We start from the raw sequence: 16,662 nt of genomic DNA, 5'->3' as shown, positions 1-16,662 counted from the left end.
GAGAGACCATGAGCACGGTCACGAGGACGGACGAGTCGTCCGCACTGCCCCTTGCCGACAGCCACGACATGATCCGCGTGCAGGGTGCGCGCGAGAACAACCTCAAGGACGTCAGCGTCGAGATCCCCAAGCGCCGGCTCACGGTCTTCACCGGGGTCTCCGGCTCGGGCAAGAGCTCCCTGGTGTTCGGCACGATCGCGGCCGAGTCGCAGCGCATGATCAACGAGACGTACAGCGCCTTCCTGCAGGGCTTCATGCCCTCGCTCTCGCGGCCCGAGGTCGACCACCTCGAAGGGCTGACGACGGCCATCATCGTCGACCAGGAGCGTATGGGGGCCAACCCGCGCTCGACGGTCGGGACCGTCACGGACGCGAACGCGATGCTGCGCATCCTGTTCAGCCGCCTCGGGCAGCCACAGATCGGCTCGCCCCAGGCGTACTCGTTCAACGTGCCGTCGGTGTCCGGCAGCGGCGCCATCACGATCGAGCGGGGCGGCAAGACGCAGGCCGAGAAGGCGACGTTCCACCAGCTCGGTGGCATGTGCCCGCGCTGCGAGGGCATGGGCAGCGTCAACGACTTCGACCTGACCGCGCTCTACGACGGCAGCAAGTCCCTCGACGAGGGCGCGCTCACGATCCCCGGCTACTCGATGGACGGCTGGTACGGTCGCATCTACCGGGGCTCGGGCTTCTTCGACGCGACCAAGCCGATCAGCACGTTCACCACGCGCGAGCTGCACGACCTGCTGTACAAGGAGCCGACCAAGATCAAGGTCGACGGCATCAACGTCACGTTCGAGGGCCTGATCCCCAAGATCCAGAAGTCCTTCCTGTCCAAGGACGTCGACGCGATGCAGCCGCACATCCGGGCGTTCGTCGAGAAGGCCGTGACGTTCCAGACGTGCCCCGAGTGCCACGGGACGCGCCTGAGCCCCGAGGCCCGGTCGTCGAAGATCGCGGGCAAGAGCATCGCCGACGCGTGCCAGATGCAGATCACGGACCTCGCGGAGTGGGTCCGCGGCCTCGACGAGCCGTCGATGGCCCCGTTGCTCAAGGGCCTGCAGCACCTGCTCGACTCGTTCGCCGAGATCGGGCTGGGGTACCTCTCGCTCGACCGGCCGTCGGGGACCCTGTCGGGCGGCGAGGCCCAGCGCACCAAGATGATCCGCCACCTGGGCTCCTCGCTCACCGACGTCACGTACGTCTTCGACGAACCGACGATCGGCCTGCACCCGCACGACATCGAGCGCATGAACTCCCTGCTGCTCCAGCTGCGGGACAAGGGCAACACGGTCCTGGTCGTCGAGCACAAGCCCGAGGCCATCGCGATCGCCGACCACGTCGTCGACCTCGGCCCCGGCGCGGGCACGGCGGGCGGCGAGATCGTCTTCGAGGGCACGCTCACCGGTCTCCGGGCCTCCGACACCACCACGGGCCGCCACCTCGACGACCGCGCCTCGCTCAAGGAGAGCGTGCGCTCCCCGCGCGGGCAGCTCGAGATCCGCGACGCGACCGAGCACAACCTCCGCGGCGTCGACGTCGACGTGCCGCTCGGCGTGCTGTGCGTCGTGACGGGCGTCGCCGGGTCGGGCAAGAGCTCGCTCGTCCACGGGTCGGTCGCGGGCCGCGAGGGCGTCGTCGTGATCGACCAGAGCGCGATCCGCGGCTCGCGGCGCAGCAACCCCGCGACCTACACGGGCCTGCTCGACCCGATCCGCAAGGCGTTCGCCAAGGCCAACGGGGTCAAGCCCGCGCTGTTCAGCGCCAACTCCGAGGGCGCGTGCCCGGTCTGCAACGGCGCGGGCGTCATCTACACCGATCTCGGTGTCATGGCCACGGTCGAGACCACGTGCGAGGAGTGCGGCGGCAAGCGGTTCCAGGCCGCCGTGCTCGAGTACACGCTCGGCGGGCGCAACATCGCCGAGGTGCTCGCGATGTCCGTGACGGACGCGGAGAAGTTCTTCGCCGAGGGCGACGGGCGCATCCCCGCGGCCCACTCGATCCTGAGCAGGCTCGTCGACGTCGGTCTCGGGTACCTGAGCCTGGGCCAGCCCCTCACGACGCTGTCCGGCGGCGAGCGCCAGCGCATCAAGCTCGCGACGCAGATGGGCGCCAAGGGCGACGTCTACGTCCTCGACGAGCCGACCACGGGCCTGCACCTGGCCGACGTCGAACAGCTCCTGGGGCTCCTCGACCGGCTCGTCGAGGCGGGCCGGTCGGTCATCGTGATCGAGCACCACCAAGCCGTCATGGCGCACGCGGACTGGATCATCGACCTCGGTCCCGGCGCCGGGCACGACGGCGGGCGGATCGTCTTCGAGGGCACCCCCGCGGACCTCGTCGCGGACCGCTCGACCCTCACGGGCGAGCACCTCGCGACGTACGTGGGCGGCTGACCGCCCGTGCGAGGGGTGAGCACTCCGGGCGGGCGCGCTCACGGCGAGCACGAGAGTGGCGGGCAGGTCCTCGGACCTCCCGCCACTGTCAATCTATAACGCACCAGGGGGCTTGCGGCAAGGCCCCGGTGGAGGCGGAAGATGGTCGGCCCGAGGCCAGAACGACGGAACGAGCCACAGCCATGACCCCCTCGAGCACGAGCGTGTTCTCCCTCCCACCCCGCCTCTCCGCCAAGGCCGACCCTGCCCTGGTCGACCGCGACGAGGAGCACTTCGCAGCCATCGCCGCCACCCTCGACGAGACGACCAGGGACGTCTCGGCGCGCCTCGACGCGGCCCGCAGGTCCCCCGGCGGCAGCGGGACGCTCGCCCTGGAGCGCGACCAGGAGATCCACCGCCTCTCCTCCCGGCTACGGACGCTGCGCCGCTACGGCGTGGACCTGTGCCTGGGCCGCATGGTCGCCGCGGACGGCTCCGCGCCCGTGTACGTCGGGCGTCTGGGCCTCACGGACCGCGCCGGTCGCCGCCTGCTGGTCGACTGGCGCTCCCCGACCGCCGCACCCTTCTTCAGCGCGACGAGCGCCCACCCCCTGGGTCTCGCGAGCCGCCGCCGGTACCGCTGGACGCACGGGCGCATCAGCGACTACTGGGACGAGGTCTTCACGGCCGACGGCACGGCCGCGGGCCTCGCGTCCCACGTGACCCTCGACGACCAGTCGGCCTTCATCGCGAGCCTGGGAGCCGAGCGGACCCCCCGGATGCGCGACGTGCTGGGCACCATCCAGGCCGACCAGGACGCCATCATCCGTGCGGGGTCGGACGGTGCCCTCGTGGTCGACGGCGGGCCGGGAACGGGCAAGACCGTGGTGGCCCTGCACCGCGCGGCGTACCTGCTGTACGCGGACCCGCACGTCGGCCGGCACCGGGGCGGGGTGCTCGTCGTCGGGCCGCACCAGCCGTACCTGGACTACGTCGAGGACGTCCTGCCGAGCCTGGGCGAGGAGGGCGTGCAGACCTGCACGCTGCGGGACCTCGTCCCCGAGGGCGCGAAGGCCGCGGCCGAGGCTGAGCCCGAGGTGGCCCGCCTCAAGGCCTCGGCCCGGATGGTCGGGGCGATCGAGCCCGCGGTGCGCCTGTACGAGCGTCCTCCCCGGACGGGCACGACCGTCGAGACACCGTGGCTCGACCTCTGGCTCAGCCCCGACGACTGGGCCGAGGCGTTCGACGCCCCCGACCCCGGCACGCCGCACAACGAGGCACGCGACGAGGTCTGGGAGGCACTGATCGAGATCCTGGTGGACCGGCTCGGGGATGCGCAGGACGACGGCGACCTGCCGCTCGACCTCGTCCGCCGCTCCCTGACGACGAACGGGGACCTGGCGCAGACACTCAACAAGGCCTGGCCGCTCCTCGAGCCCACCGACCTCGTCGGGGACCTGTGGGACGTGCCCGCCTACCTCAGGATGTGCGCGCCCTGGCTCACGCCGGACGAGGTCCGGTCGTTGCAGCGCGACGAGCCGCAGGCCTGGACGGTCTCGGACCTGCCCCTCCTGGACGCGGCACGGCAGCGGCTCGGCGACCCCGAGGCGTCGCGCCGACGTCGGCAGCACGCGGCGCAGGTCGCGGCGGAGCGCGCGGAGATGAGCAACGTCGTCGACCACCTCGTCGAGTCCGACGACTCCGAGCTGCAGGTCATGTCGATGCTGCGCGGCCAGGACCTGCGCGACGCCCTGGTCGAGGACGCGTCCCTGCCGAACGTGTCACCCGACCGGCTCGCGGGGCCGTTCGCGCACGTCGTGGTGGACGAGGCGCAGGAGCTCACGGACGCCGAGTGGCAGATGCTGCTCCTGCGGTGCCCGTCGCGCAGCTTCACGGTCGTCGGCGACCGTGCGCAGGCGCGGCACGGGTTCACCGAGTCCTGGCGCGAGCGGCTCGAACGCGTGGGCCTGTCGCACGTCGACGTGGCGTCGCTGACCATCAACTACCGGACGCCGCAGGAGGTCATGGCCGAGGCCGAGCCGGTCATCCGGGCCGCGCTGCCGGACGCCAACGTGCCGACGTCGGTCCGCAGCGGCCACGCCCCGGTCCTGCACGGCGCTCCCGAGGACCTGGGGACCGTCCTCGAGACCTGGCTCGCGGAGCACCAGGGCGTCGCGTGCGTGGTCGGGGACCCCGCGTTCCGGGCGACCGAGCGCGTGCGGTCCCTGACCCCGGTGCTCGCGAAGGGGCTCGAGTTCGACCTCGTGGTCCTGGTCGACCCCGCGTCGTTCGGCGAGGGCGACGACAGCATCGCGGGCGCGGTCGACCGCTATGTCGCGATGACCCGCGCGACCCAACAGCTCGTGATACTCACCCCTGGGGAGACGCCGTCGTCGGCCTGAGCCCGCGCGCACCTGCGACGCGGACAGCACCGAGCCCCTCCCCCCGTGCGGGGAGAGGGGCTCGGGAGTGGTCGGTCAGGCTTCCTTCTTGGCTGCGGACTCCGCCTTGCGGGCCGCGCCGGTCTCGGTCGTCGCCCCCGAGGTCGAGAGCTCGCCACCGGAGGACTCGAGGTGCGCACGGACGAACCAGTGGAAGAGCTCGAGCTCGTGCAGGTGACCGACCAGGAGGTCGTTGGTCACGGTGTCGAGCTCCTCGGTGTCGGCGGCCGCCTTGCGGTGGTCGGCGATGACCCCCTGGTAGACCTCGTCGAGCGCACCCAGGTGGGCGATGGTCGACGCGCGGCCCAGGCTGTAGTCCTCCCAGCTACGCTCGGCGACGATCGCGCCCGGCGTGCCGCGCGGGGGGACGCCGAGGGTGGCGATGCGCTCCGCCGTGGCGTCGACCATGGCGCGGACGGCATCGACCTGCGGGTCGATCATCTCGTGGACGGCGATGAAGTGCGGTCCCACGACGTTCCAATGGATGTGCTTGAGGGTCAGTGCCAGGTCGTTGAGCGCGTGCAGACGCTTCTGCAGGATCGCGGCGATCTTCCCCCCGTCCTTCAGGGTCAGCGACGGGACGGTGTACTCGGGCAGCTCCTTGCGGACAGCCATGAATTCCTCCTCGGTGCTCGGTCCATCAGCGCCTTGCGCTCCTTCCATCGTGGCCCGGGTGCCGTGCACTCGCAGGTCGAGGCGTCGTGACCGCCGTCACCGCTCACCCCTCGACGCCCGTGGCCGTGTGGGACGTCCCGACGGGCTTGGACTCGGGCGACCCGCGCTCGCGCAGATAGATCGAGAAGGCGACCATGCACCCCACCGCGAGGAACTCGGACTGCCAGTTCTGCAAGGTCCGGCCCCAGAAGTCGGGCAGGGTCAGGTACTGGCCCCAGGTGACGGGGTCCTCGAGGTCACGCATCGCCGCCTCGTTGTACGTCACCGCCCCCGCGACGGACTGGGCGAGCCAGCTCAGCGCGAAGATCGACCCCATGACCAGGCTCAGCGAACGGGAGTAGAGCGCGAGCCGCCAACCGCGGACCCGCGCCCACGGCGGTGACTGCGGGGTCGAGAACTCGGCGACGCGCTGCTCCTCGTCGGACTCCCGCCCGGCCTGGTCGAGGGGCTTGGACTCCGGGGAGCCCTTCTGCACGAACCACACGGTCGCAAGGATGTAGAGCAGGAACTGGAGGAACTCCGACTGCCAGTTCTCGGTCACGTCCACCGCGAACGCCGACGTCGTCACGTACTGCCCGAGCGTGATCGGGTCGAGGCCGGCCGAGACCTGCTCCTGGTTGTAGAGCGCGACCCCGAACACTGCCTGCCCGGCCAGGGCGAGCACGAAGATCGTGACGAACACGAGGGTGAGCCCGTTGCTCCGCAACGCGGCCGGCACGTGCGCGCTCATCGCTGGAGAAGCCCGATCGTGAGGAAGCACGCGAGGGCGAGGAGGATCCCGCCCAGGAGCCCGAAGAAGACGCCGCGCACGTCAGCCCCCGTCCAGGAGGCAGTCGTAGGGGCGGTCGGCACGCGCCACGCACCCGGTCGCCGTGACGCGCCACGAGTCCCCCGACGCGGCGAGGAACGTCACCTCGCCGCCCAGGAGGACCTGCGCCTGGCGACCGGCGACGGTGACGGACGAGTCGGCCGGCGACTCCTCGACGCGCCGGGCCACGGGGCCCAGCACGAGCCCCGTCTCCCCGTCGAGCAGCGCCTGGTCGCACGACGACACCGCATCCTGCTCGAACGACTCGCGCGTCGCGGGGGCGAGCAGGCCGCACGCCGTCGACGGGTCGTGGGCGGTCAACGCCGCGAAGAACTCCTGGGCGACCGCGACGGCGTCGTCGGCGGTCGGCCCCGGGCTGCACCCGGCGAGCACGACGCCCACCGTCACCCCCGCGAAGGCGGCGCGCCCTCGCCCCTCACGCCTCAGGACGGACATACCCGGACCGTAGCGGCCCGGGCGACCCTCCGCCCGACGAAGGGCCGCGGTCCGGTGTGGCCCGCTCCGACGACGACCGCCCGCAGCCTGCGCTCACCCATCCTGGGATCCTACGGCTCGGACCCGCGGTCGATCCCGAGCGTCGCGACGAGGTCCTCGTGCAGCTCGAACCAGACACGGTGGCACGAGTCGACCTCCGTCCCGTCGACCCAGCCACCTTCCCCCGCGCGGGCCCGGTACAGGGCCGCCGAGAAACGGTCGTCGTAGCCGCCGAACCGGGCGAGGACGCCGCAGAGCCGACGCGCGAGCGGGGCGAGGGCGTCGCCGGTCGCGGCGAGCTCGTCGAGGACCGCGGCGCCCCAGTCGGGGTCGGCGTGGTCGTTCGGGGCGAGTCGCGCTCCTGGCACGGGCCGCAGCTGCCAGTCGGTGCACGCCCGCTGGAGACGCGCGTTGAGCGGCAGGAACTCGCGGTAGGCGTCGCGGACGTCGTCGGCCCGGCCCGTGGCGGCGAGCTCGGCGGCGAGGCGGCGCTCGCCCTCGCCCCGCCCTGCCTCGGTCAGCGACCAGCCGCTCAGGTCCGCGAACGCGGACCGCTGCACCCACCCGTACGCCTCGAAGTCACCGAGCAGCTCGTCGGTCTCTGCCGGGTCGAGGGCGAAGCGGCGGGCGAGCGTCGCGGCGTCGGCGAACCCGCAGACGCGGACCGCGTGCAGGACGAGCAGGTCGACCGGCGAGTCCTGGGTCATGAGCGGCCCTCCTGCCGTGCCGAGAGACGGTGGAAGTGCTGCTGGCACGCCTGCGGGGAGTTGAAACCCATCGCGTCGGCGATCTGGGCCCACGTCAGGCCTGCGCTGCGGGCCGTGAACAGCAGGCCGCTCTCGAGGCCGTCGATCTCGGCGCGCGCGGCGGGCAGCAGCGCGAGGGCGTCGAGGAGGTGCCCGGGCGGCAGGTCGGCGGACCGCCAGAGGGCGAACCGTGCCAGGTCCACGGCCGACGGCGGCACGGACGACGGCTGCCACGGCCGGGGGGCGAGCGTGTCCGCGCCCCGAGCGAGCAGGTGGTTGCGGGCGTCCTGCTCGCGTCGGGCCTGGGCGTGGTCGGCCCGTGTGGTGCGGTCGGCCCGCGCGGTCGGCGCGTCCTGAACCTCGGGAGCGGTGTCGTCGTTGCGTGGCATGCGACGATCCTGCACAATCAACGAAATGTTGTCAACGATCTGTTGAAGGCGGTCGACGTGCTCGTTCCACTGCAAGAGGCCGCACGCGCGACGTGCGGCGGCAAGGCCACCGCGCTCGGCGCGCTCCTGCGGGCAGGACTACCGGTCCCCGACGGCTTCGTGGTCCCTTTCGACGCACACCAAGCAGCGCTCCCCGACGACGTGCTGCGCGACGCGCTCGCCCCCGCCCTGCACGCCCTCGGCTCACCACCCGTCGCGGTCCGGTCCTCGGCAGCGGGCGAGGACACGACCCAGGCATCGGCGGCTGGGCAGCACGAGAGCGTGCTCGCGGTCCAGGGTCCCGACGACGTCGCGCGCGCCGTCCGCACCTGCTGGGCCTCGCTCCACTCGCCCCGGGCGGTCGACTACCGGGCAGGGCTCGAGGGCGGGACGCACGGCGAGGCAGGCGGCGCGACGGGCGACCGTGCGGGCTCGGCCTCCGACGAGCCGGCCATGGCCGTCCTGGTGCAACGCCTCGTCGACGCCGAGGTCTCCGGGGTCATGTTCGCGACCGACAGTCCGGGCGGCACGACCGTGATCGAGGCGTCCTGGGGGCTCGGACCCTCGGTCGTGGGCGGCGCCGTCACACCGGACACCTACCGCGTCGCGGCCCACGGGACCCTCGGTCGCAGGGCCGTTCGCGTGGCCTCGCGCGACGTCGCCGACAAGCGGACACGTCTCGACCGGGACGGCACCCGCCTGGTCACGCGCGACGTGCCCCCCGACCACCGGCGACGCCCCACGCTCGACGACGCGACCACCCTCCGCCTCGCCCGGCTGGGGTGGCGTGCAGCGGACCTCCTCGGCGGGCCGCAGGACGTCGAGTGGGCGCTCGCGGACGGCACGCTCTGGATCGTGCAGGCCCGCCCCGTCACGGCGTCGCTCCCGGCCCCGTCGACCGACGTCGCGGGAAGCGCGCCACGGCTCGGCGACAGGAGCCTGCTGCGCGGGACCGCGGGCAGCATCGGCGTGGCGACGGGACCCGCCCGGGTCGTCCGCGGCCCGGCCGACTTCTCACGCGTGAGCCCCGGCGACGTCCTGGTCTGCCCCGTCACCGACCCCGCCTGGACTCCCCTGCTGCGCCTCGCCGCGGGCGTCGTCACGGAGACGGGAGGGGCGCTGTCCCATGCGGCGATCGTGGCCCGCGAGCGCCGCATCCCCGCCGTCCTGGGGGTCGCGGGGGCCACCGGTCTGATCGCCGAGGGCAGCCTGCTGACCGTCGACGGCGAGGCCGGGACGGTCGCCGTCGCGGACCCACGCACCCTGTCGTCACCGCCCCGGGGCGACGACGGCCCGTCGACCCCAGGAGGACCCCGATGAGCGCCCGGCACCTCTACCTCGCTCAGCACGGGGCGGCCGACGCCTTCGGTGAGCTGACCGACGTCGGGCGCCGACAGTCGGACCTGCTGGGCGAGCGTCTCGCGCGGGTGCCCGTGGCCGCTGTCTGGCACTCGCCGCTCCCCCGGGCGGCCGCGAGCGCCGCCGTCGTCGCGCAGCACCTGCCGGGCGCGAGGGTCGCGGAGGCGGCCGAGCTCGTCGACCACGTGCCGTACGTCCCCCCGCGCTCCGAGACGCCGGCGTCCTGGGCGGGGTTCTTCGACGGCTGGGACGAGGCCGACGCGGCGGTGGGCCGGCGGACGGCCGATGCGCTGGTCGCGCGCTTCGCGACACCACCGGACCCCGGCGCGGGCAGCGCCGACGTCCACGAGGTCCTGATCACGCACGACTACCCGGTCGCCTGGCTCGTGCGCCACGCGCTCGGCGCGCCGCCCGAGCGGTGGCTCGGCCTGAACAGCGCGAACACGGCGCTGACGGTGATCGAGCTCCGTCCCGGCGTGCCACCGACGCTCGTGATGTTCAACGACCTGAGCCACCTGCCGGACGAGCTGCGCTGGACGGGGTTCCCGGGCGGCGAGACGCGGCCCTAGCTCGCGACGTGGACGTACCGCCGCCCCAGGTCGTCGCGCTCCCGCGAGCGAGGCGTGGGCGCGCGACCCGTGCGACGCCGTCGGGCCTCATGACCCTGCGGTGACCAGCCCTGACTCGTAGGCCCGGATCACCAGGTGCGCGCGGTCGCGCGCGTGGACCTTCGCCATGATGCGGTTGACGTGCGTCTTGGCGGTGTGGGTCGAGATCACGAGCTCGGTCGCAATCTCCTGGTTCGTCAGCCCGCGGGCGACGAGGAGGAACACCTCGCGCTCGCGCTCGGTGAGGCGGGCGAGCCCCCCGCCCTCCCACGCGTCCGCTCGCGGCGTCCGCCGGTGCACGAAGCGCTGGACGAGCGCCTGCGTCGCGGCCGACGACAGCAACGCGTCCCCCAGGTGGATCGTGTGCACGGCACGCACGATGTCCTCGGGCTCGGCGCCCTTCCCGATGAATCCGCTCGCGCCCGCGCGCAGGGCCGCGACGACGTACTCGTCCTCCTCGAAGGTCGTCAGGACGAGCACCCGCGTCGCGCTGCCCGCCGGGCTCGCGCAGATCTGCTCGGTGGCCGCGATCCCGTCGAGCTCGGGCATCCGGATGTCCATCAGGACGACGTCGGGGGCCGACGCCGCGGCGGCCCGGACGGCCTCCCGGCCGTTCGACGCCTCGCCGACGACGAGGATCCCGCCGCTGTCGGTGAGGATGTCGCGCACGGCCTGGCGCACCAGCGGTTGGTCGTCGACGACGAGCACGGTGATCATCGCTGCGACCCGCTCGCTGCGATGCCCGCGGTCCGCTCGGCGGGCATCTCGATGTCGAGCCGGAACTCGCCGTCGGCGCTCGACGTCTCGACCCGTCCCCGCACCGACGCGACCCGCTCGCGCAGGCCGCGCAGCCCGTGCCCGCCGGTGAGGACCTCGGCGACTCCCACGCGCAGCGGGCTCGTGACGGTCAGGGCGAGCACGCCGTCGCGGTGACGGACCTCCACGACGGCCCGGTCGCCCGCGCCGTGCTTGTGGGCGTTCGTGAGCCCCTCCTGCAGGGCGAGGTAGGCGACGTGGTCGCTCGCCGGGGAGAGTGCACCGCTCCCTGGTCCTCTCCGGAGGTCGACGTGCAGGCCGACGTCGGCGAACCGTGCGACCAGGGCGTCGAGCTGGTCGAGCCCGGCCTGCGGATGGAGGCTCTGCCGCTCGCCGTCTCCCTCCGCGCGGAGGAGGGCCATGAGTCCGCCGATGTCCGCGAGGACCGTGCGTGACGCGCTGCGGATCGTCGTGAGCGCCTCGCGCGCACGCTCGGGCCGGGTCTCGAGCGACGACGACGCCACGCCCGCGCTCAGGCTGATCACGGAGATCTGGTGCGCGACGACGTCGTGCAGGTCGCGGGCGATGCGCACCCGCTCCTCGACCACGCGGCGTCGGGCCTCGTCGTCACGCCCCTGCTCCGCACGTTCCGCCCGCTCCGTGACGGCCGCGAGCGCCTCGCGCCGCGACCTGGTCGCATCACCCATGGCTCCGGCGAGGACGACGAGCGTGACGAACTGCGTCGCCCCCGGGTCGAAGTACTCGCCGTCGAACGGGACGGCGCTCACGAGGAACACGACGAGCGCGGCCATGCCCACGCACGCGAGCCCGACCGTGCGGCGCGTCCTGTTCGCGACCGAGAAGGCCGTGATCATGACGGCGACCAGCGCCCCCGGGGCCATCGTGCCCGCGAGCGCGACCGCGACCGTGCACAGGACGCTCACCCCGAGCGAGACGATCGGCCGTCGTCGGCGCAGCGGCACCACTGCGACGGGCACGAGCGCGATCAGCACGAGCAGACCCCGCGTGCGGAAGTCCTCGTCGGGGAACGGCAGGACACCGAAGAGCACGACGACGGCGATCGCGACGACGTCGCCGACGGGGACCGCTGCTGCGGAAGAGCGAGGAGACGTCACTTCCCCAGTATCCCGGCCCGTCCGGGCCCGCGGATCGCCCGCGAGGGTGACGTGCGCGTACCGCGATCGCGGTACACAGGTGTCCGCGCAGGGCTGACGCGCACGGACGGCCTGGCCTCGATGCTGGACCGACGGCGGGGCGCACCGGGTGCTCCGTGGAGAGGAACGTGTGAAGAAGCCTGTGAAGAGAGCGCTCGTGACCGTGGCCGCGATCGGCGCCGTGGTGGCCGTGACCCTGGCCACGACGAGCGTCGTGAACGCCGTCGCGACCGGCCGCGAGAGCGACCGGATCGAGTCCTACGGCCAGAAGGTGACGGTCGACGGACGGGAGATGAACGTCCTCGTCACCGGGGACGGCCCGGTGGACGTCGTCCTCCTGCCAGGGTTCGGGACCCCCTCGCCCGTCCTCGACTTCGAGCCGCTCGTCTCGGACCTCGCCCAGGACCACCGGGTCGTCGTCGTCGAACCCTTCGGCTACGGCCTGAGCGACGGCACCGACGTGGAGCGGACCACGGAGAACGTCGTGACCGAGGTGCACGCGGCGCTCCAGGAGCTCGGCCTCGACCGCTACGTCCTCATGGGGCACTCGATCGCAGGGATCTACGGCATCGAGTACGCCGCGCGCTACCCCGACGAGGTGACGGCGTTCGTCGGGATCGACACGAGCGTCCCCGGGCAGCCGAACATGGACACCGAGTTCCCCACGGGCCTCCTGGCCGCGGCCAAGAACCTCGGCCTGCTCCGTGTCGTCACAGCATTCGGTGACGGCGCGCTCGACGGCTCCGTGTACTCCGACCACGCACGCGAGCAGATGACGATGTTCACGCACCGGAACTCGATGCGCCCCACGTACCTCGACGAGATGGAGCACATCGGCTCGAACTTCGAGCGCGCTCTCGGGACGACGTTCCCGGCGGACCTGCCGCTGCTGCTGTTCGTCGAGGCCGACAACGCCAACAACCCGGACTGGCTGGCGCTGCACGAGGAGCAGGCCGCGACCGTCGACGACGGCACCGTGGTTCCCGTCCCCGGAGAGCACTACCTGCACCACACGCACGCACCGGACATCGCGGCCGGGTTCCGGGAGTGGGCGGCTGACCGCGGGCTGACGACGAGCTGAGCGTTGTGGCGCGACGGCGCAGGGCGCTCCCGGAACGGCGGGTACCGTGTGCGGGTGGACGGACGATCGCCCCGACGGGGAACGAGACGAGGACGCACGGTCGGTCGACGACCGCTAGCCCCCGTGGCGCAGACGCGCCGGGCAGGCCTGCTGACGACCGCGGTCTGTGTGGGTCTCGGCGCTCTCGTCGTCTGGCGGGGCGGGGACGAGATCGTGTCGGGCAACTTCGCGGTGCTCTTCCTCCTCGGTCTCTGCCTGGTCGGGACGACCGGATCGGTCGCCCTGACGCTGCCCTCGCCGCACCGCGACCGCCTGTACCGGGTCGCGGAGTTCCTCGGGCGAGCGTGCATCGTGGCGTTCTTCGCCTGCGTCGTCGTGTTCGGTCTCGTCGTTCCGGCGGTCCTGGTCTCGCCGGGCTCGGGCAAGGCGCCCGACACTGTCGGCGAGGCCCAGATGCTCGCCCTGTGGACCCTCGTGGTCTTCGTGGCCGTCACGGTCTCGACGATCATGGACAGGCGTCGAGCACGACGGCGAGGCGGCGACGACCCCGCGACCGACGAACGATCGTGAGCCGCTCCATGACGTGGAGGCGAGGAGGAGACACGTGACGTACCAGCCGGGTTGGTATCCCGACCCTCAGGATCAGCGGCGGGTGCGCTGGTTCGACGGGAACCGTTGGACCGAGCACTGGCAGCCAGCCACGGTCGCGCGCCCCGCACGGCCGCGGACGATGAGCGGTGGCACGATCGCGCTCGTCGTCATCGGCGCACTCGTGCTCCTGGTGGCGATGGTGCTCGTGGTCGTCGCCGTCGTCGCCGTGCTCGCAGGCTTCGCCGACATCGTCCAAGGGGTCGTGTGCGGCGAGGCCCCGCACTACTGCACCTAGATCCTCACGCCAGCGGCAGACGTTCGCCGGCGGATCCCGAAGCACACAGCCTGCCGGGTCCGATCTCGACGGAGCCTTGGCGATCTATATTGATACATGCCAATATAGAGATATGTCGATGCAAGCCGTGCAGATGTCCACGTCCACGAGCAATCCGAGTGCCGGGCGCCTGTCGACGCTCGACCGGTGGCTGCCCGTGTGGATCGGTCTCGCGATGGTCGCCGGCCTGCTGCTGGGCCGGTTCGTCCCGGCCCTGTCGGACGTGCTGGCCTCGATGGAGGTCGGGGGGATCTCGGTGCCGATCGCGATCGGCCTGCTCGTGATGATGTACCCGGTCCTGGCCAAGGTCCGCTACGACAAGGTCGCCTCGGTCACCGGAGACAAGAAGCTCCTGGTCTCGTCCCTGGTCCTGAACTGGCTCGTGGGCCCCGCGCTGATGTTCGCCCTGGCATGGATCTTCCTGCCGGACCTTCCCGAGTTCCGCACCGGCCTGATCATCGTGGGCCTGGCCCGGTGCATCGCGATGGTCGTCATCTGGAACGACCTGGCCTGCGGGGACCGAGAGGCCGCGGCGGTCCTGATCGCGATCAACTCCGTCTTCCAGGTCCTCGCGTTCTCGCTGCTGGGCTACTTCTACCTCACGATCCTGCCCGGTTGGCTGGGCCTGGACACCGCCGGGCTCGACATCTCCATGGGGCAGATCGCGCTCAACGTCCTGGTCTTCCTCGGAATCCCGCTCGTGGCCGGGTTCGCATCGCGTCTGATCGGTGAGCGCACCAAGGGCCGGGCCTGGTACGAGGACACGTTCCTGCCCGTGATCGGCCCCTGGGCCTTGTACGGGCTGCTGTTCACGATCGTGCTGCTCTTCGCCCTGCAGGGCGAGGCCGTGACCTCCCACCCGCTCGACGTCGCCCGCATCGCCTTGCCGCTGCTGGTGTACTTCGCCGTGATGTGGGGCGTGGGCATCGTCACCGGCAAGGTCCTGCACCTGGGGTACGCGAAGTCCACGACCCTGGCCTTCACCGCGGCCGGGAACAACTTCGAGCTCGCGATCGCGGTGGCGATCGCGACGTTCGGTGCCGCCTCCGGTCAGGCCCTGGCCGGTGTCGTCGGGCCACTGATCGAGGTCCCGGTCCTGGTGGGCCTGGTCTACGTCTCCTTGTGGATCGCCCGCCGCTGGTTCGCCGTCGACCCCTACGCCACCGCACCGGTGGCCGAACCCGAGAAGGTGACCCCATGACCACCGCTCCCCTGCCCCTGACGGTGCGCGACCCGGACTGCGGCCCCCAGTTCGAGTCCCACGCCATCGGCGCCGACATCGCCACGGTCGTCGCGACCGTGCTCAAGGCCCTGGCCGAGCCGCTGCGACTGCGCATGCTGTCCTTCATCGCCACCGCCCCGGCCGGGGAGGCGTGCGTGTGCGACCTGGCGGCCCTGACCGACGTGTCCCAGCCGACCGTCTCCCACCACCTCAGGGTGCTGCGCGACGTCGGGGTCCTGGCCTCCGAGCGGCGCGGCACGTGGGTCTGGTACCGCATCACCCCCGGCTACAAGGCGGCCGTGACCACCCTGCTGGACTCCTTCGCCCCCGCCGCGCTCGAGGCATCGGTGACCCAGGAAGTCCTTGGCGGGCTCAAGGACGTCGACCCGGCCCTGGACCACCTGGCCACCGAGCTCGCGACCACGTTCCCCGGCGTGCGTCTCGACGTCGTCCAACGCGTCGTGCGCGAGTCCTACACCGACCTGGCGCGTTCGGCGAGGGCCTCCGCTCACCTGGTCCCCCTCACCGAGCGCTTCGCCCACCAACGACTGGCCGACACCACCCGAGAGCCGACGGGCCAGCCTCAGGTGCTGTTCGTGTGCGTCGCGAACGCCGGCCGCTCCCAGCTCGCCGCGGCGCTCGTGCGCCACTACGCCGGTGACCGCGTCACCGTCCGCTCGGCCGGCTCCACCCCCGCCGCCGAGATCCACGCCGGGGTCCGCGCAGCCCTCGACGACCTGGGCTCCGCTCACGACGCGTTCCCCAAGCCGTTGACCGACGACGCGGTCCGCGCGGCCGACGTCGTGATCACCATGGGCTGCGGCGACGTGTGCCCGGTCCTGCCCGGCAAGCGCTACGAGGACTGGCTCGTCGGAGACCCCGCCCTGGCCTCCCCCACCGGGGTCGCCGCGATCCGCGACGAGCTCGACACCCGGGTCCGTGCCCTGCTCACCGACCTCCTGCCCGACCTCGGCCTGCCCGCCTGACCACACCGCCCTCCCGGAGAACCTCATGACCACCCGGAACACCCCCGCCGACAAGCCGTCCGCCCTGTTCGTCTGCGTCCACAACGCCGGCCGCTCCCAGATGGCCGCCGGGTTCCTGCGCACCCTGTCCGGCGGGGCCGTGGAGGTCCGCTCGGCCGGGTCCATGCCCGCCGACCAGATCAACCCCGTCGCCGTCGAAGCCATGCTCGAAGCCGGGATCGACATCCGCACCCAGATACCCAAGGTCCTGACCACCGAAGCCGTCCAGGCCTCCGACGTCGTGATCACCATGGGCTGTGGCGACGTGTGCCCCATCTTCCCCGGCAAGCGCTACGAGGACTGGAAGCTCGAAGACCCCGCCGGGCAGGGCATCGAGTCCGTGCGCCACATCCGCGACGAGATCCGCACCCGCATCCTGACCCTGCTCACCGAGCTCGGCGTCGAGCCCGTCGAGGCCCCCGCCACCGCCTGACCCCAGGCTCACCGAAGGGGCGGGGGGGCGGGGGGGCGGGCCCTCGGGAGGGCCGAACCACGTTGGTGGGGGCGTGGGGTCCGCCCCCCCCCCCCCGGCGTGGGCGGGGA

At 72.4% G+C, this 16,662-nt stretch carries 17 protein-coding genes; 10 read left to right on the top strand and 7 right to left on the bottom strand.

Annotation, left to right across the window (positions count from 1 at the left end; genetic code table 11):
* The first annotated feature begins 8 nt into the window (after window positions 1–8).
* Window positions 9–2,396 (top strand): ATP-binding cassette domain-containing protein, encoded by a 2,388-nt coding sequence (locus ACFRCR_RS00085; RefSeq protein ID WP_377674387.1) that lies wholly within the window; start codon window positions 9–11, stop codon window positions 2,394–2,396.
* A gap of 182 nt (window positions 2,397–2,578) precedes the next feature.
* On the top strand, window positions 2,579–4,777 hold the full coding sequence (gene helR, locus ACFRCR_RS00080) for an RNA polymerase recycling motor ATPase HelR (protein ID WP_377674385.1): 2,199 nt from the start codon (window positions 2,579–2,581) through the stop codon (window positions 4,775–4,777).
* A gap of 75 nt (window positions 4,778–4,852) precedes the next feature.
* Here helR and ACFRCR_RS00075 read toward each other — a convergent pair whose 3' ends face one another.
* From ACFRCR_RS00075 to ACFRCR_RS00055, 5 genes are all read right to left on the bottom strand, one after another.
* Window positions 4,853–5,431 carry a Dps family protein gene (locus ACFRCR_RS00075; protein ID WP_377674383.1) on the bottom strand — a complete coding sequence of 193 codons (579 nt, stop codon included), beginning with the start codon at window positions 5,429–5,431 and terminating at the stop codon, window positions 4,853–4,855.
* A 103-nt stretch (window positions 5,432–5,534) separates the two neighbouring features.
* Window positions 5,535–6,221, bottom strand: coding sequence for a DUF6766 family protein (locus ACFRCR_RS00070; protein ID WP_377674381.1), 687 nt, complete (start codon window positions 6,219–6,221; stop codon window positions 5,535–5,537).
* Between the two features lie 81 nt (window positions 6,222–6,302).
* Entirely contained in the window at window positions 6,303–6,755 is a 453-nt protein-coding gene (locus ACFRCR_RS00065; protein ID WP_377674379.1) for a hypothetical protein, read from the bottom strand.
* A gap of 110 nt (window positions 6,756–6,865) precedes the next feature.
* Window positions 6,866–7,501 (bottom strand): transcriptional regulator, encoded by a 636-nt coding sequence (locus tag ACFRCR_RS00060; RefSeq protein ID WP_377674377.1) that lies wholly within the window; start codon window positions 7,499–7,501, stop codon window positions 6,866–6,868.
* Window positions 7,498–7,929, bottom strand: coding sequence for a DNA-binding protein (locus ACFRCR_RS00055; protein WP_377674375.1), 432 nt, complete (start codon window positions 7,927–7,929; stop codon window positions 7,498–7,500). Before ACFRCR_RS00055 ends, ACFRCR_RS00060 begins: the two co-directional genes overlap by 4 nt.
* Window positions 7,930–7,986: 57 nt before the next feature.
* On the opposite strand from ACFRCR_RS00055, the gene ACFRCR_RS00050 reads away from it, so the two are divergent.
* The gene (locus tag ACFRCR_RS00050) at window positions 7,987–9,288 is read left to right on the top strand and encodes a PEP/pyruvate-binding domain-containing protein (protein WP_377674373.1); all 1,302 of its coding nucleotides are present in this window, start codon (window positions 7,987–7,989) and stop codon (window positions 9,286–9,288) included.
* Window positions 9,285–9,896, top strand: coding sequence for a histidine phosphatase family protein (locus ACFRCR_RS00045; RefSeq protein WP_377674371.1), 612 nt, complete (start codon window positions 9,285–9,287; stop codon window positions 9,894–9,896). The genes ACFRCR_RS00050 and ACFRCR_RS00045 overlap by 4 nt, the downstream gene beginning before the upstream one ends.
* An 87-nt stretch (window positions 9,897–9,983) precedes the next feature.
* On the opposite strand, the gene ACFRCR_RS00040 is transcribed toward ACFRCR_RS00045, so the two are convergent.
* Together ACFRCR_RS00040 and ACFRCR_RS00035 are read right to left on the bottom strand one after the other, a co-directional pair.
* Window positions 9,984–10,652, bottom strand: coding sequence for a response regulator (locus tag ACFRCR_RS00040; protein WP_377674369.1), 669 nt, complete (start codon window positions 10,650–10,652; stop codon window positions 9,984–9,986).
* Window positions 10,649–11,827, bottom strand: coding sequence for a sensor histidine kinase (locus tag ACFRCR_RS00035; RefSeq protein WP_377674367.1), 1,179 nt, complete (start codon window positions 11,825–11,827; stop codon window positions 10,649–10,651). Before ACFRCR_RS00035 ends, ACFRCR_RS00040 begins: the two co-directional genes overlap by 4 nt.
* Before the next feature lie 169 nt (window positions 11,828–11,996).
* Here ACFRCR_RS00035 and ACFRCR_RS00030 point away from each other — a divergent pair, with 169 nt between their 5' ends.
* From ACFRCR_RS00030 to ACFRCR_RS00005, 6 genes are all read left to right on the top strand, one after another.
* Entirely contained in the window at window positions 11,997–12,947 is a 951-nt protein-coding gene (locus ACFRCR_RS00030; RefSeq protein ID WP_377674365.1) for an alpha/beta fold hydrolase, read from the top strand.
* 123 nt (window positions 12,948–13,070) lie between these two features.
* Window positions 13,071–13,517, top strand: a complete 447-nt coding sequence (locus tag ACFRCR_RS00025) for a hypothetical protein (protein WP_377674363.1) — start codon at window positions 13,071–13,073, stop codon at window positions 13,515–13,517.
* Between the two features lie 34 nt (window positions 13,518–13,551).
* On the top strand, window positions 13,552–13,833 hold the full coding sequence (locus tag ACFRCR_RS00020; RefSeq protein WP_377674361.1) for a DUF2510 domain-containing protein: 282 nt from the start codon (window positions 13,552–13,554) through the stop codon (window positions 13,831–13,833).
* Window positions 13,834–13,951: 118 nt separating this feature from the next.
* Window positions 13,952–15,073: an ACR3 family arsenite efflux transporter gene (gene arsB / locus ACFRCR_RS00015; protein ID WP_377674359.1), complete on the top strand. Its 1,122-nt coding sequence runs from the start codon at window positions 13,952–13,954 to the stop codon at window positions 15,071–15,073.
* Window positions 15,070–16,080 carry a metalloregulator ArsR/SmtB family transcription factor gene (locus ACFRCR_RS00010; RefSeq protein WP_377674357.1) on the top strand — a complete coding sequence of 337 codons (1,011 nt, stop codon included), beginning with the start codon at window positions 15,070–15,072 and terminating at the stop codon, window positions 16,078–16,080. The genes arsB and ACFRCR_RS00010 overlap by 4 nt, the downstream gene beginning before the upstream one ends.
* A 25-nt stretch (window positions 16,081–16,105) precedes the next feature.
* Window positions 16,106–16,552: an arsenate reductase ArsC gene (locus tag ACFRCR_RS00005; protein WP_377674355.1), complete on the top strand. Its 447-nt coding sequence runs from the start codon at window positions 16,106–16,108 to the stop codon at window positions 16,550–16,552.
* Window positions 16,553–16,662 lie beyond the last annotated feature (110 nt).

It is taken from the genome of Oerskovia sp. NPDC056781 (assembly GCF_042789955.1).
Lineage (GTDB): Bacteria > Actinomycetota > Actinomycetes > Actinomycetales > Cellulomonadaceae > Oerskovia > Oerskovia rustica.
The sequence above is the reverse complement of the archived record's forward strand: the minus strand, read 5'-3'. Positions and strand labels throughout refer to the sequence as shown.

What these genes read in the sequence shown, in the direction of transcription:
- ACFRCR_RS00065 (WP_377674379.1), bottom strand. Translation starts at nt 6,755, where the DNA reads ATGTCCGTCCTGAGGCGTGAGGGGCGAGGGCGCGCCGCCTTCGCGGGG.
- ACFRCR_RS00010 (WP_377674357.1), top strand. Translation starts at nt 15,070, where the DNA reads ATGACCACCGCTCCCCTGCCCCTGACGGTGCGCGACCCGGACTGCGGC.
- ACFRCR_RS00055 (WP_377674375.1), bottom strand. Translation starts at nt 7,929, where the DNA reads ATGCCACGCAACGACGACACCGCTCCCGAGGTTCAGGACGCGCCGACC.
- arsB (WP_377674359.1), top strand. Translation starts at nt 13,952, where the DNA reads ATGCAAGCCGTGCAGATGTCCACGTCCACGAGCAATCCGAGTGCCGGG.
- ACFRCR_RS00075 (WP_377674383.1), bottom strand. Translation starts at nt 5,431, where the DNA reads ATGGCTGTCCGCAAGGAGCTGCCCGAGTACACCGTCCCGTCGCTGACC.
- ACFRCR_RS00005 (WP_377674355.1), top strand. Translation starts at nt 16,106, where the DNA reads ATGACCACCCGGAACACCCCCGCCGACAAGCCGTCCGCCCTGTTCGTC.
- ACFRCR_RS00045 (WP_377674371.1), top strand. Translation starts at nt 9,285, where the DNA reads ATGAGCGCCCGGCACCTCTACCTCGCTCAGCACGGGGCGGCCGACGCC.
- ACFRCR_RS00085 (WP_377674387.1), top strand. Translation starts at nt 9, where the DNA reads ATGAGCACGGTCACGAGGACGGACGAGTCGTCCGCACTGCCCCTTGCC.
- ACFRCR_RS00060 (WP_377674377.1), bottom strand. Translation starts at nt 7,501, where the DNA reads ATGACCCAGGACTCGCCGGTCGACCTGCTCGTCCTGCACGCGGTCCGC.
- ACFRCR_RS00040 (WP_377674369.1), bottom strand. Translation starts at nt 10,652, where the DNA reads ATGATCACCGTGCTCGTCGTCGACGACCAACCGCTGGTGCGCCAGGCC.
- helR (WP_377674385.1), top strand. Translation starts at nt 2,579, where the DNA reads ATGACCCCCTCGAGCACGAGCGTGTTCTCCCTCCCACCCCGCCTCTCC.
- ACFRCR_RS00070 (WP_377674381.1), bottom strand. Translation starts at nt 6,221, where the DNA reads ATGAGCGCGCACGTGCCGGCCGCGTTGCGGAGCAACGGGCTCACCCTC.